The following is a 12826-nucleotide window of genomic DNA, read 5'->3' as shown; positions in this document are numbered from 1 at the left end:
GGCTACGGGAGGGAGGGCTTCGCCGGTGTCTTCAACCGCACCAGCATGATCAATTACGACGGCTACCGGCACTACTTCCCCTTGTGGGCGCTGGCGGCCTGGCACACCGCCGTTCCGGCGGCTTGAGCGGGTGACGCGTACCGTCGCCGTGCGCACGGTTCCGGCTCCGCGCAAACGGCCATCGGGCGGGTAGTCGTACTTACCACGGCATCACGTGGAGTGCGTTTGCGGATGCTCATCTCTCCCCATCCTCATGAAAGAAGAGCAGAACGTTCCGCTCCGCCACGGAGAGCGCCAGTGAAGTGCGGTGTCGGCGCCCGGCACCGCGCTGTCCTCCCCGGGAGCAAAGGGGAGCCCTTTCCGTCCGGACACATCTGGTCCGGACGGACACGTCCCGCGCCGAGCAGTCATGAATGCCGCGCGCCCCCGCCGACCCGACACGTCCGGCACCTGACACATCCGGCACACGACACGTCCGGCACACCACGAGGAGTGGCCATGACCACCGACCGTGCCTCGCGTCCCGCGCAGGGCTGCCCGGTCCACGGCGCGCGCCGGGAAGCCCCGCCCGGGCAGGAACCGGAGGCGGCCCGGGAACTGCCCCGCGTACCCGGAGGCCGTCCGCTGATCGGCCACGCCGTGCCTTTCCTGCGCGACCTCGTGGGCTTCCTGCTGCGCCAGCACCTCGCTCTCGGTGAGGCCCTGACCTTTCGTGTCGCGGGCACGGAAGTGGCCTCCTTCTGCGGTCCGCGCGTCAACGCCGCCGTACTGAACCGCTCCCACGAGGATCTCGACCGCCGGGCGCTGGGACGCCGCCTCGGCATCGTCTTCGGCCCCCGCGTGGCGTTCGACGCCCCGGAGGACGTCATGGCGGCCCAGAACCGGAGGCTGCTGCCCGCGCTGCAGCGTGAGGCCATGGGCCACCACGCCGTGACCATGGCGCGTGTCGCCGAGCGGTACACCGCGGACTGGGGTGCGCACGGCACGGTCGACCTGGTGACGGCCGTGCGCGAGATGACGGCCCTCATGACCACGCACTGCCTGATCGGCCCAGGCTTCGGCCAGGCAGTGGGGGTACGGGTCCCCGCCCTGCTGGGGCACCTGGAGACGGCCCTCATGGTGTCCTTCGCCATCGATCCGAGGGCACCCCTGCCGTGCTACCGGCGGCGTGACCGCGCGCGGGAGACGCTCAGGCACGCCATCAAGGAACTCGCCCCGGGAGACCGGCCGTCCGGCTTCCCGCACAGCCCCTTCGACGTGCTGACGGGCAAGGCGCCGTCGGAGGAGCCCGCACTGGACGCGGACGACGCCGCCGACCTCGTGATCGCCTGGCTCTACGCCGCCAACGAGACCACGGCCGTGTACGGCGCCTGGACAGGCGCCCTGCTGCTCCAGCACCCCGAGTGGCTGCCCGTCCTGGTGGAGGAACAAGAAGAGCTGTTCACCGACTCCCCGTCGGCGAGCCCTCGACTGCTGCACAGGATGCACCGTCTGGGCCACTGCATGCTGGAGGCCGAACGCCTGCACCCGTCCGCCGTCGTGATCCCCCGCACGGCCGCACGCGACCTGGTCATCGAGGGGTACGCGGTACCACGCGGCCACTTGGTGCTCCTGTGCCCCGCGGCCTCGCACCGTCTGCCGCACCTCTTCCGCGACCCGGAGCGCTACGACCCGGACCGGTACCTCCCGGGGCGCGAGGAACACCACGGCACACCGAGCCCGTTGATCGGCTTCAGCGGCGGGCGCGCCCCGTGCCTGGGCATGTCCTTCGCCCAGATGGCTGTCAAGTCCCTCTGGAGCGTCGTGCTGCGCACCTTCGACCTTGAACTCGTCGACCCCGGGATCCGCGTGGCACGGCGCAGTTTCATGCCGCCCCGTCAGCCGTGCCTGGTGCGCTACCGGCGAAGGACGTCATGAGCACGCCCGCCTACGACGTGGCGGTCGTCGGCGCGGGTCCGGCAGGCTGTGCGGCGGCCCTCGCCCACGCCCGTCTGGGCCGGCGGGTCCTGCTCCTGGAGGCCTCGCGCACGCCCCCGGCACGGCTCGCCGGCGAGTGGCTTCACCCCCGCGGCGTCGACGTCCTGCGACGGCTCGGCGCTGACCTGCCGACGGCCCGTGCCACTTCCGCACGCGGCTTCGTCCTGCACCCCGAGGACGGCGACCCGCCCATCGCGCTCCCGTGCCCCGACGGCGGCCTGGCCGCCGTCGTGCCCCACGCGGACCTGGTCACCGCCCTCCGTGCCACGGCCGCGAACCGGCCGGGCATCACCCTGCTCCTCGGCGCACGCGTCGGCTCCGTCGAGAGCACCACCCTCACCTGGACCGAGGACGACGGCCCCCGGCGGCGTGCCCGAGTACGGCGCGTCGTCGGCGCCGACGGGCAGAACTCCGCGGTGCGGCGCGTGCTCCGCCCCGCTCCCGCCCCGGCGACGACCGTCTCGCGCACGGCTGGAATCCTGCTGCACGGCGTCGCGCTGCCGCTGGAGGGCTACGGCCATGTCTTCGCGGGCGGCCCCGGACCCGCGCTGGCCTACCGCCTGGACCCCGACACCGTCCGGCTGACGCTCGACGTCCCCCTGCTGCCGCTGCGTGCCGCCGCCCTCCTGGCCTTCCTGGACCACGCCTACGCGCCCTTCCTGCCCGGGGAGCTGGCCGCGGCGTTCCGGGACGTCCTGGCCCGGGGGCGTATCCGGTGGGCCGCCAACCGGCTGCGGCCGCGCGGCTTCCACGGCCGGGGCCCGTACGCCCTGGTCGGAGACGCCGTCGGTATCTGCCACCCACTGATCGCGTCCGGGCTCACCTTCGCCCTGCGCGACGCCGAGTGCCTCGCGCACAGCGACGACGTCACCGGCCACGGCCGTCGCCGTCAGGCCGCCGGGCGTGCCAACGAACACCTCGCCGCGGCCATGCACCGCATGTTCTGCGACCCCGGGCGGGCCACCGCCGAGCTGCGCAGGAGCATGTACGCCGTCCTGCGTGACAGCGCCTTCGAGCGCGAGCGGATGATGCGGGTGCTGTGCGCCGAGGAGCACAGCACGGCCGCACTGGCCGGTGCCGTCGCGCATGTCGCCGCCCGCGCCCTGGGCGAACGCCTCACCGCCCACGGCGGCCGTGCCGGGTGGCACGCTCCGGCGCGGGGTTGTACGGATTACGCCGCCTGGCTGTGGTGGATATGCCGTGGCCCCGTTCACCCGTTCCGTCTGCCGTCCGCCCCGACCGCGTGCCGCCTCGTCCGGCACGACGCACCGTGAGGTGGCGCCATGCCCGAGCGACTGCCGTCCCTCACCGGGATGAGGGGTGTGGCCGCAAGTGTCGTCTTCCTGACGCATGTCGTGTACTTCGCCGGTCAGGACGACAGGAGTGGTCGGCTCTCTCTCCCGGTCTTCGCCGTTTCCCTGGGAACGACGGCTGTCTCCCTCTTCTTCCTCCTCAGCGGCTTCGTCCTGACCTGTACCGCGTCACCGGCGGACACGGCCCGGTCCTTCCTGCGAAAGCGCCTCTTCCGGATCTGTCCGAGCCACCTCGTCGTCTGGGCGGGCTTCGTCCTGCTCGTCCGGTGCGCGGGCGTACCCCGGGGGGACGGATACGACGCCTCGGTTCCCGGTGACCTCGCCGGGGCCCTCCTGGTGAACACCCTCATTCCCGTGGAGCGGATCGCCGCCGGGGGTAACCCGGTCACCTGGTCGCTCACCTGCGAGGTGGTGTTCTATCTGCTCTTCCCGTTCCTGCTGGCCCGGATCGACGCCATCCGGCCCGCACGGCTGCCCCTGGCCGCGGGAGCCGCCGTGGCGGCGGTCTGGGCGGTGCCGCTCGCCTCGCTCGCCCTGGACGGTCCTGAGCCCGCCCACCAGTTCATCCCGGGCTTCGACCTCACCCTGCCCCAGGTGGGGCTGGCGTATCTCTTCCCGGCCGGCCGCCTGCCGGAGTTCGTGCTCGGCATGATCCTCGCCAGAATCCATCTGCGGCCCGGCGCCCGGATCGCCCGGATCGCCCGTCGGGTCGGCAGTCTGCCCGCGGCCCTGCTCGTGCTCGGTGCGCTGGCGGCAGGTCGCAGGCTGCTGCCCTCGCCGTTCGCGCTCGCCGCCGTGACGGTGCTTCCGCTCGCGCTGCTCCTGCTGGCCTTGGCGGCCGCGGATGTCGCAGGGCGCCGCTCACTCCTGCGCACCCTGGTCATGAGGCGCCTTGGCGAGCTGTCGTACGCCGTCTATCTCACGCACTTCATCGTGATTCTGACGGTCAATCATTACCTCGGCAGCGCTCTGGGCATCACGGGGCGCACCGGGATCGCGCTCGTCGCCACCCTCCTCGTGTCCTGGCTGCTGCACACGCGCGTGGAACGCCCCTGCATGCGCCGCTTCGCCACCCCGTCCGCGCGACGGCCGACCGTCGGGGAGCCGGGCCTGGCGGGCAGCGGAGAGCACGCGGGGACGCGGGGCGGGAACTAAGCCGCCGTCCACTCGTGGGGCCGGTCCACCAGCCACTCCACCGTTTCGGGGTCGTCGAGCAGTTCCTCCGCCTCCGGAAGACCGGCCCTGCGCAGGAATTCCACGACGTCGGCGTCGCGGTAGGCCATGCCCAGGATGTGTTCGCCGTCCTGGCGGCGGGCGGTGACGCGACGGCCGCCCCCGGCGTCGAGGCGGTGCACGGAGATCGGCGCGGCCATGTACCCACCATGCGGGGGTGCGCCCGGGCCCGCACCCGGACGTGGTGGGGGTGTGGGGCGAACGGGTGACGCTGGGTACCCGTCGGCGGGCGTGTGCGGCAAGCCGGGCGGCCGGTACAGGTGATCGCCGTACGCATCTTCCCAACTCGCCCTGTTCGTCAGTGAGTTGATGTGCGTGAACTCACAGGGGGTCAATGCAGGATGCATGATCACGGAGGAGGATGAACATACCGGCAGGCTGTAGCTCCAGCGGTTTTTCCTACGCGAGACTCCTTCTTGCCAGAGCTTTTGCCTGGCTCCCCCCTTTGAACCCCCCAACCACTGGAGAAGTCATGAGCATCCGCAACGCCGCCGCCGTCACCGCCCTCGCCGCCGCGGCCCTCGGCGCCGGTGCCGCCGCCGCGAGCGCGGACGGGCAGGCCGTCGGGCACGCCGAGATGTCCCCGGGTGTGGCCGCCGGGAACGTCGTCCAGGTCACCCCGCGTGTCTCCCCGAACGTCGGCGGCAACGTGATCTCCGTTATCGGTGTCGGCAACCTCAGCCAGGGCAACACCCTCGTCAACCACTGAGCCTTCGGCACCAGCCGCCGAGGGAGCCACAGGAGGGCCGTACGCCTGTGGCGGGCCGCGCGCTCTGGGTTCCGCCCAGGGCGCGCGGCCCCTTCGTATGTCCCTTTGCACATGACTTCGTGTGCGGCCCCTCACGCCGTGACCCGGCCCTCCGGACGGCTCAGTGTCCGCAGCTGCCGGAGCATGCCGGACCGCAGGCCGACGCGAGGCCGCCAGCCGAGGAGGCGGTACGCGCGGGTGATGTCGGCGCGGGTGGCCGGGACGTCCCCCGGGCGCGGGGTGTCGTGGAGGAGCCGGACCGTCCGTCCCGTCAGGCTCTCCGCGATGTGCACCACGTCGCGGAGCGACGCGCCGGAGCCCCCGCCCACGTTGACGACGGCGCTGCCGCGCGGTGCCGAGGCCGCGGTGACGGTCGCGGCCACCGCGTCGTCCACGTAGGTGAAGTCGCGCCGCTGCCCGCCGTCCCCGTACAGGCGCAGCGGCTCCCCGGTCAGGGCCGCGCGCAGGGCGCGGTGGACGAACATGTCGGCGCGCTGGCCGGGCCCGTAGACGGTGAAGTACCGCAGGGCGACGACGCTGGTGGGGCAGTCGGCGCGGGCCGCGTGCGCGAGGCACAGCTGCTCCTCGGCGAGCTTCGTCACGGCGTACGGCGAGGCCGGGCGCGGGAGGTCGCGCTCGGAGCTCGGTGTGCCGTCGGTCGCGCCGTAGACGCTGGAGGACGAGGCGACGACGACCCGGGGGACCCCCGTACGCGCGGCCGCCTCCATCACGCGCTGGGTGGCGAGGACGTTGCAGTGGACGTACTCGGCGAACCGCGGTCCCCAGGACGGGCGCACCCCGGGGATCCCGGCCAGGTGGAACACCGCGTCCGCGCCCCGCAGCGGGGCGTCCAGGGCGCAGGCCAGCAGATCGGCGTGGAGGTGACGGTAGCCGGGCGCGTCCGTGACCGCGGCGAGGTGGCAGGCGGCCACCGGGTCGTCGGCCGGGTCGCGGCGGTCGACGCCGACCACGCGGACGCCGCTCCGCAGCAGGGCCAGCGTCAGCCGGGAACCGATGAAACCGGCCGCGCCCGTCACCACCGCCCGGCGGAGGCACACGGTCGCTGGAACGGGTTGTCCGGGCACGGGCGGTCCCTTCTCGACGGGTGGTGTGTGCGGTGGTACCACTGCGGCCGCGGCTCACTCATCGAGCCGATGGCCCCTGCGGCGGGCCCGGCGCCGAGCCCGCGCGCGGGACGGGCGTCGCGGCGAAGCGCGCGTGCAGCAGCGCGAGCGCGGTCGCGAGGTCCGGCCACGAGCGGGCGGTCGTGACGCGGACGACGCCGCCGGAGAAACAGAACGTGAGGATCCCGGGGAAGACCGAGACCCCCGTCTCCGCCAGCAGATCGCGGAAGCACCGGTAGGAGTCGTCCCAGCCGGGGAACTCGACGGCCGCGTTGATGGAGTAGTGCGGCGGCACGACCGCGGCCGTCGCCCCGGTCAGGCCCGCGACCGCGGCGTCCCGCAGGGTCCGCAGGGCGAGGTCGCGGGCGAGGCGCTCGGCACGGTAGTCGCGGTACGCCTCCGCCAGCCTCCGCCCGTCCACGGCGTGGGACGCCGCGACCTCCGCGACGTGCCCGGCCCCGGGCGACTCGACCCCGGCCAGGAGCCATCGCTCCATCCGGGCCAGCACCTCCAGGAGCGTGTCGTAGAGGGGCGGCGGGCCGACGGCGTCCGCGCGGGAGAGGTAGCCGGCCACGAACCGGGCGTCGGCCAGCAGCCAGCCCGCCTTCAGGCCCGGCACCGACCACGTCTTGGAGAGGCTGGAGACCCGGATCACGTTGGGCGCCGCCCGCGCGGGGGCGAAGGTGCCCACGGGCCCGAGCCATTCGTGGCACTCGTCGAGGACGATCGCGGTCGTCGGCGAGGCGGCGCGCACCAGCCGGGCGATCTCGTCCTCGGGCACCAGCGCGCCGGTCGGATTGGTCACCGTCTGGAGCAGCACCATCGGGGTGTCCGGCCCGAGCGCGCGGATCAGCGGGTCCAGCCGCACCCGCCCGGACCGGCAGGGCAGGGGCACGAGACGGACCGCGCCCCGCCGGGCGACGGACTCCACCAGCGGCGGGTAGTTGGGAATGCCGCACAGCGTGGGCCGCCGGCGCGTGTCCCCGCGCAGGACGTGGTCCGCGAGCGAGGCGATCGACGCGGTGCCGCCGAGGGTGACGGCCACGTTGTCCGCCGTGTAGCCGGGGCCCGCGATGCGCGCGGACTCGTAGGCGGCGATGGCCTCGCGGGCGGTACGGTGCCCCCGCCGGGCGGCGCGGCCGGACCAGTCCGCGTCGAGCGCGTGGTGCAGACAGCTCTTGAGGGTCTCCGGGAGGCCCCACGCCTCCTCGCTGACGGAGCCGCTGGAGAGGATGACCGCGACCCGCGGCCGCAGCCGCCCGTAGAGGTCGTCGCGGAAGTACCAGTTGAACAGCTCCTTGACGAAGCGCACGGTGGCGCGGGACGAGAGGACCTCGTCCGGGTGCACCGTCCGGCGGACCGGGGCCCGGCGCCAGCCCTCGGCGAGCCAGGGGCGTCCGTCGCCGCCGGTCTCGTGCTCGACGCGCCCCAGCCACAGGTCCCGCAGCTCGAAGGCGTCCCGCGGGTCGAGGGCCCGCGCGTAGACGTCCAGCGTCCGCTCGTCCACGGACGGTACGAACACGCGGCCGTCGTCGGCCGTGCCGGGGGCCGCGGCGGCCCGCGCCTCGGGCGGCACGGACGGGCGGCGTCCGGCGGGACGCGCGTCGAAGAGATGCATGATCCCCGCTCCGCTGCTCGCGGCCTCACGGCTCGACGAAACTCATCCTCCGGGACGAGTCCAGGGGCATGTGCGGTACGCCGAACGCCAGGAATTCCAGAGGGGTGCGGGAATCACCGAGGGTCCGCACGCCGTGGGCGTAATGAGCCGGTACGTAGACGGTGTCGCCTTCGGCCATCGCGTAGTCCGTGCCGTCCACATGGATGATGCCCCGGGCGCGCAGGACATAGAGGATGTGGGCGCCGGGATGGGTGTGGAGCGCGAACGCCGAACCGGGCTTCATCATGATCCGGTCGATGCCGATCTCCGCGCCCGCCGCGATGCGTTCGGCGACTCCGGCCGTCCCGCTGATGCCCGGCAGCACCCGGCCGCGAGGGTCGAGCAGGCCGATCACCGGCTCGGCGCCGAGGTGCCGGATGTGTTTCTCCGGATCGAAACGTTCCCGGTCGGGCCTCTCCGGGTCGAACGTCGTCTCCATACGCCCTCTTCATGACTTCATGGCTTATGGCTTCACAGTGGAACGTCTGCGTGACGGCAGCGAATGAACGGTGCGAAAGGACCGGGTGCTCCGGGCGTGCGCGGTCGCGGGCACTTCACGGGCAGTGTGCCACGGCCGCCGTACGACGGACAGGGACGGGCGGGGACTTCGCCGTGGCCGACCGGAAATCTCCTCTTGCGATCGAGGCACGGGCTGTGCTCAGCTGAGGAAGAAGGCCGAAGAGTGGGTGGGATATGGACTGTCTGCCGTACAAAGTGGCCTATGAACGGGACGGATACGTCGTCGTCCGTGATTTCCTGGAACGGGCCGAGCTGGCCGAACTCCGTTTCCACATCCACCGGTTCCTCGACGACGTGGTGCCGGCGCTCCCGGACACACAGGTATTCCACGTGCGGGGCAGGAACGGGGCCCGGCGGGTCCGGATGGTCCTGCGCATGAACTGCGACACGTATTTCGAGAATTACCGCTCCCACCCGAAATGGACGTCACTCGCACAGGCCCTGCTCGGCGAACCGGCCACCGCCGAGCCGCCGATCTACCTCGACAAGCCGCCCGCCGCCGACAGCCCGACGCCACCGCACCAGGACAACTGCTCGCTCGGCCTCGACCCGCCGAGCGGCGTGGAGATGCTGCTGGCGACGGACGAGCGCATCGACGAGGACAACGGGTGTCTGCGGTACGTGCCCGGCTCGCACCGCTGGGGCATGCGGCGGCACACCTACAGCGGGGTGCGCGGCTTCGCCGTGGCCGCGGACTTCGGCCCGGCGGACGAGGAACGCGAGGTGCCCGTCGAGCTCGACCCGGGCGACCTCGTCTGCCACCACCCCCTCACGGTGCACCGCGCCCCGGCCAACCGCTCGGAGCACCGGGCGCGCGCGGCGTTCGCCATGTGGTTCCAGGGCACCTCCGCGTGCCGGGACCCGGCGGTCTCGGAGTCCTACAACCGGCACGCGCGGCGGGCACAGGCGACCGGACGGTGAGACGGCCCTGCCCTCGGGGAGGCGGCGGGGCGCGACAGCGGGGAGGAACCGCGATGAGCGTGCTCGACCGGCGGCCGCGGGATCCCCGCGTCCTGTGTCTCTACCCACCGCTCCAGTACTACCCGGACGAGGTCTACCGCCCCGACTGCTCGCTGGCCCTGCCGTACCTCCACGCGGCGCTGCGCGCGGCCGGGTTCGACGCCGACCTCCTCGACACCAGCATCGGCCGCCCCGGGCGCGACCGGCTGGAGGACACCTTCTACCGCAAGGAGCCGATGCCCGAGCTCGGGAAGGATCTGTTCCGAATCGGTCTGAGGCCGGAACGCATCCTGGAGGAGGTCGAGGCGTTCGACGTCGTCGCGGTGAGCTCCATCTTCACGCAGCAGACGGCCTGCTGCCTCGACCTCGCCCGTCTCGTCAAGTCCGCCTTCCCGGAGAAGATCCTGGTCGCGGGTGGCGTCAACGCCCGCAGCCTCAAGGAGATGTTCTTCGACAGCGGCTACGACGTCGTCTTCCTCTCGGAGGGTGAGGAACCCCTGGTCGCCTTCGCCGAACACCTGCGCTCCGGGACGCCCGCGCTCGACGCGGTGCCGTCGATCAGCTTCCGGCGGGACGGCCGGACCGTGACCACCCGCGGCACCCGGCTCGTCACCGACCTGGACGAATACCCCATGCCCTCGTGGGACGCGCTGCCCAACGAGCAGTACTGGGACATCAGCGTGCTGTGGGGCGGGCGCGAGGGCTGGATGGACGAGGGCCAGAAACCCCACTTCGCCTCCATCCTCACCTCGCGCGGCTGCCCCTACCGCTGCACCTATTGCCACATCTCCAAGGAACGCGGGGGAGAGGCCGGGGAGATCGGGGATCTCCGCTTCCACTCGGTGGAACGGGTCGAACGCGAACTGGACACGCTCAAGGGCCTCGGGGTCGATCTCGTCTACATCAACGACGACTCGCTGCTCGCCTGGAAACACCGGGTGCACCAGGTCCTCGACCTGATGCGGCGGTACGACTTCGAACTCGCCGACATCAACGGGGTGAACATCCGGCACCTCTTCCGGCGCGACGGGAGGAGCGACCGCCTCGTCGTCGACGTGGAACTGCTGGAGCACCTCCACGCGGCCGGATTCCGCCGGATCGGCCTGCCCTTCGAATCCGGCTCCCAGCGGGTGCTCGACGCCTATTCGACCTCCAAATGGCGCCTGGACAAATGCGATGTCCTCGAACTCGTCCGCGTGATGCGCGCAATGGGCTTCACGATCAACGGCAATTTCATGGTCGGCTACCCGGACGAGACCGTCGAGGAACTGACCCGCACCTTCTGGCTGGCACGCCGCGCCATGGACGCGGGCCTTCACGGCTGCGGCTTCTTCATGGTCCAGCCCTTCCCCGGGACCGCCATCTACGACCAGGCCGTGGCGAACGGACAGCTCGACCCGGCCGTGCGCCCGGACGACATGGGGTTCTCCAAGGCCCAGTCGCCCTCGCCGTTCCGGAACCTGAAGATCGACCCGCAGGTGCTGCACTACGCCCGGAACCTCGCCTACGCCCTGCTCAACAGGGACCAGCGGAGCTGGCTGCGACTGTCCGAAGGGGCCGCAGGGTGACCGGTCCGGCGGGAAGGACGGGGTCCGCGTGATCATTCTCGGTACCAAACCGGTGCAGCACGACGCCTGCTTCGCCCTGATCCGGGACGGGGAACCCCTCTTCGTCTACGAGCAGGAGCGCTTCAACCGCGTCAAGCACGGCATGTCCAGCCACCTGTCCGTGCTCTTCGAGGCCCTCGACGAACACTCCATCGCGCCCCGGCAGATCGACCTGGTCACCAACTGCATCGACCCGGCCCGGCTGGACGCCCGCAAACGCCAGGCGCGCACGTTCCTCGCGGGCGCCGCCGCGGACGCCATGGAACGCCACCTCGAATGGCGCATCCCCACCTGGCACAAGACCCTGCTCGCCGCCGGCTTCCCCGCCGACCGCGTCGTGAACATCCCCCACCACGTCTGCCACTGCGCGGGCGTGTACTACGCCGGCCCCTACGAGGACGCCGCCGTCCTCAGCGTGGACGGCAGCGGCGAGACCGAGACCTCGATGCTCGCCCACGGCACCGGCGACGACCTGCGCGTCCTGCGCACCACCCCGCTGCCGCAGTCCCTCGGCCTCTTCTACCAGGGCGCCACCATGTGGCTGGGCTGGGGCTTCGGCGAAGAGGGCAAGACCATGGCCCTCGCGGCCTACGGGGACCCGGAACGGCGCAGGAGCGCACTCGACGCCTTCCTCCACGTGGACGCCACCGGGGACTACGCCTTCCTGCCCGCCCGGCGGCGCGGCACGCACACCTACACCTCCACCGAACTGGCCGCGACCTTCTTCACCCGGGCCTTCGGCCCGCCCCGGCGGCCCGACGAGCCCCTCACCCCGCTGCACCAGGACGTCGCCGCCGCCGTCCAGGCCGTCTGCGAGGAGATCATGCTCAACTCCGCACGGCACCTCAGGGAGACGACCGGGTCCGCCAACCTCCTCGTCACCGGGGGAGTCGCCCTCAACTCCGCCGCCAACGGCCGGCTCCTGCGCAGCGGCCTCTTCGAGCGGATCGACGTCTACCCCCAGGCCAACGACTCGGGCACGGCCCTCGGCGGCGCCCTCTACGCCCACCACCGGCTCACCGGCCCCGGGCCCCGCCGCCGGTGGCACATCACCCACGCCTACCACGGACGCGCGATCGACACCGGGAACCTCCCGCGCGTCGCCGCCCGCCACGGCCAGCACGGCGTACGCGTCGACGACTGGGACACGGTCGCCCGTCTCCTGGCCGCCGGGAAGACCCTGGGCTGGGTCCAGGGCCGCTCCGAGATCGGCCCGCGGGCCCTCGGCAACCGCTCGATCCTCGGCAGCCCGGTCGCCCCCGACATCAAGCGGAGGATCAACGACGGCATCAAACACCGCGAGAACTGGCGCCCGTTCGCCCCCTCGGTGCTCCGGGAGGACCTGGCCGAGTACTTCGAGGCCGACCAGGACCTGCCGTACATGACCGTCGTCGCGCCGATCCGCGAGGAGTGGCGGGACAAGCTCGCCTCCGTCGGCCACGTCGACGGCACCGCACGGGTGCAGACGGTCACCGAGGAGCAGAATCCGCGGTTCCATGCCCTGCTCACGGCCTTCAAACGGCGCACCGGCCTGGGCGTCCTGCTCAACACCTCCTTCAACGACCGTGGCGAACCCCTCGTCCAGACCTGCGAACAGGCCTTCCGGCTCTATCTGACCTCCACCATGGACGCCCTGTGCATCGACGACCGGCTCTTCGCGGACAAGCGCACCCCGCCCGCCCCCGTAC

Annotated in this window: 11 protein-coding genes; 7 read left to right on the top strand and 4 right to left on the bottom strand. The window is 72.2% G+C overall.

Annotated features, from left to right (window positions below; all coding sequences use genetic code 11):
- The first annotated feature begins 498 nt into the window (after positions 1 to 498).
- From K6I34_RS18685 to K6I34_RS18670, 3 genes are read left to right on the top strand one after another with little or no spacing between them, the layout of a single operon-like run.
- Positions 499 to 1917 carry a cytochrome P450 gene (locus tag K6I34_RS18685; protein WP_275127094.1) on the top strand — a complete coding sequence of 473 codons (1419 nt, stop codon included), beginning with the start codon at positions 499 to 501 and terminating at the stop codon, positions 1915 to 1917.
- Positions 1914 to 3251 (top strand): FAD-dependent monooxygenase, encoded by a 1338-nt coding sequence (locus K6I34_RS18675; protein WP_229327422.1) that lies wholly within the window; start codon positions 1914 to 1916, stop codon positions 3249 to 3251. Before K6I34_RS18685 ends, K6I34_RS18675 begins: the two co-directional genes overlap by 4 nt.
- A 9-nt stretch (positions 3252 to 3260) precedes the next feature.
- Complete coding sequence (locus tag K6I34_RS18670; RefSeq protein WP_229327421.1) at positions 3261 to 4445, top strand: acyltransferase; 1185 nt, start codon at positions 3261 to 3263, stop codon at positions 4443 to 4445.
- On the opposite strand, the gene K6I34_RS18665 is transcribed toward K6I34_RS18670, so the two are convergent.
- Positions 4442 to 4663 (bottom strand): hypothetical protein, encoded by a 222-nt coding sequence (locus K6I34_RS18665; RefSeq protein ID WP_229327420.1) that lies wholly within the window; start codon positions 4661 to 4663, stop codon positions 4442 to 4444. The two genes, K6I34_RS18670 and K6I34_RS18665, sit on opposite strands and share 4 nt — an antisense overlap.
- Positions 4664 to 4995: 332 nt before the next feature.
- Between K6I34_RS18665 and K6I34_RS18660 the strand changes: the two genes are divergently transcribed.
- On the top strand, positions 4996 to 5232 hold the full coding sequence (locus K6I34_RS18660; protein ID WP_229327419.1) for a chaplin: 237 nt from the start codon (positions 4996 to 4998) through the stop codon (positions 5230 to 5232).
- Positions 5233 to 5363: 131 nt separating this feature from the next.
- Here K6I34_RS18660 and K6I34_RS18655 read toward each other — a convergent pair whose 3' ends face one another.
- Genes K6I34_RS18655 through K6I34_RS18645 form a run of 3 tightly spaced genes read right to left on the bottom strand, consistent with a single transcriptional unit; the run spans position 5364 to position 8491 of the window.
- On the bottom strand, positions 5364 to 6356 hold the full coding sequence (locus K6I34_RS18655; RefSeq protein WP_229327418.1) for an NAD-dependent epimerase/dehydratase family protein: 993 nt from the start codon (positions 6354 to 6356) through the stop codon (positions 5364 to 5366).
- A gap of 58 nt (positions 6357 to 6414) precedes the next feature.
- Positions 6415 to 8013, bottom strand: a complete 1599-nt coding sequence (locus K6I34_RS18650) for a pyridoxal phosphate-dependent aminotransferase (protein ID WP_229327417.1) — start codon at positions 8011 to 8013, stop codon at positions 6415 to 6417.
- A gap of 25 nt (positions 8014 to 8038) precedes the next feature.
- Positions 8039 to 8491, bottom strand: a complete 453-nt coding sequence (locus tag K6I34_RS18645) for a cupin domain-containing protein (protein WP_229327416.1) — start codon at positions 8489 to 8491, stop codon at positions 8039 to 8041.
- A 254-nt stretch (positions 8492 to 8745) separates the two neighbouring features.
- Here K6I34_RS18645 and K6I34_RS18640 point away from each other — a divergent pair, with 254 nt between their 5' ends.
- From K6I34_RS18640 to K6I34_RS18630, 3 genes are all read left to right on the top strand, one after another.
- Positions 8746 to 9492, top strand: a complete 747-nt coding sequence (locus tag K6I34_RS18640) for a phytanoyl-CoA dioxygenase family protein (protein ID WP_229327415.1) — start codon at positions 8746 to 8748, stop codon at positions 9490 to 9492.
- 53 nt (positions 9493 to 9545) lie between these two features.
- The gene (locus K6I34_RS18635) at positions 9546 to 11099 is read left to right on the top strand and encodes a B12-binding domain-containing radical SAM protein (RefSeq protein WP_229327414.1); all 1554 of its coding nucleotides are present in this window, start codon (positions 9546 to 9548) and stop codon (positions 11097 to 11099) included.
- Between the two features lie 28 nt (positions 11100 to 11127).
- On the top strand, positions 11128 to 12826 hold a 1699-nt coding region (locus tag K6I34_RS18630), incomplete at its 3' end, for a carbamoyltransferase C-terminal domain-containing protein (RefSeq protein WP_229327413.1).

The organism is Streptomyces sp. UNOC14_S4, assembly GCF_020740835.1.
Taxonomy (GTDB): domain Bacteria; phylum Actinomycetota; class Actinomycetes; order Streptomycetales; family Streptomycetaceae; genus Streptomyces.
Note: the sequence above shows the minus strand (reverse complement) of the source record. Positions and strands in the feature narration are given on the sequence as shown.

Coding starts and splice junctions, on each gene's coding strand:
- K6I34_RS18660 (WP_229327419.1), top strand. CDS start 4,996: ATGAGCATCCGCAACGCCGCCGCCGTCACCGCCCTCGCCGCCGCGGCC.
- K6I34_RS18685 (WP_275127094.1), top strand. CDS start 499: ATGACCACCGACCGTGCCTCGCGTCCCGCGCAGGGCTGCCCGGTCCAC.
- K6I34_RS18645 (WP_229327416.1), bottom strand. CDS start 8,491: ATGGAGACGACGTTCGACCCGGAGAGGCCCGACCGGGAACGTTTCGAT.
- K6I34_RS18675 (WP_229327422.1), top strand. CDS start 1,914: ATGAGCACGCCCGCCTACGACGTGGCGGTCGTCGGCGCGGGTCCGGCA.
- K6I34_RS18670 (WP_229327421.1), top strand. CDS start 3,261: ATGCCCGAGCGACTGCCGTCCCTCACCGGGATGAGGGGTGTGGCCGCA.
- K6I34_RS18665 (WP_229327420.1), bottom strand. CDS start 4,663: ATGGCCGCGCCGATCTCCGTGCACCGCCTCGACGCCGGGGGCGGCCGT.
- K6I34_RS18640 (WP_229327415.1), top strand. CDS start 8,746: ATGGACTGTCTGCCGTACAAAGTGGCCTATGAACGGGACGGATACGTC.
- K6I34_RS18650 (WP_229327417.1), bottom strand. CDS start 8,013: ATGCATCTCTTCGACGCGCGTCCCGCCGGACGCCGCCCGTCCGTGCCG.
- K6I34_RS18635 (WP_229327414.1), top strand. CDS start 9,546: ATGAGCGTGCTCGACCGGCGGCCGCGGGATCCCCGCGTCCTGTGTCTC.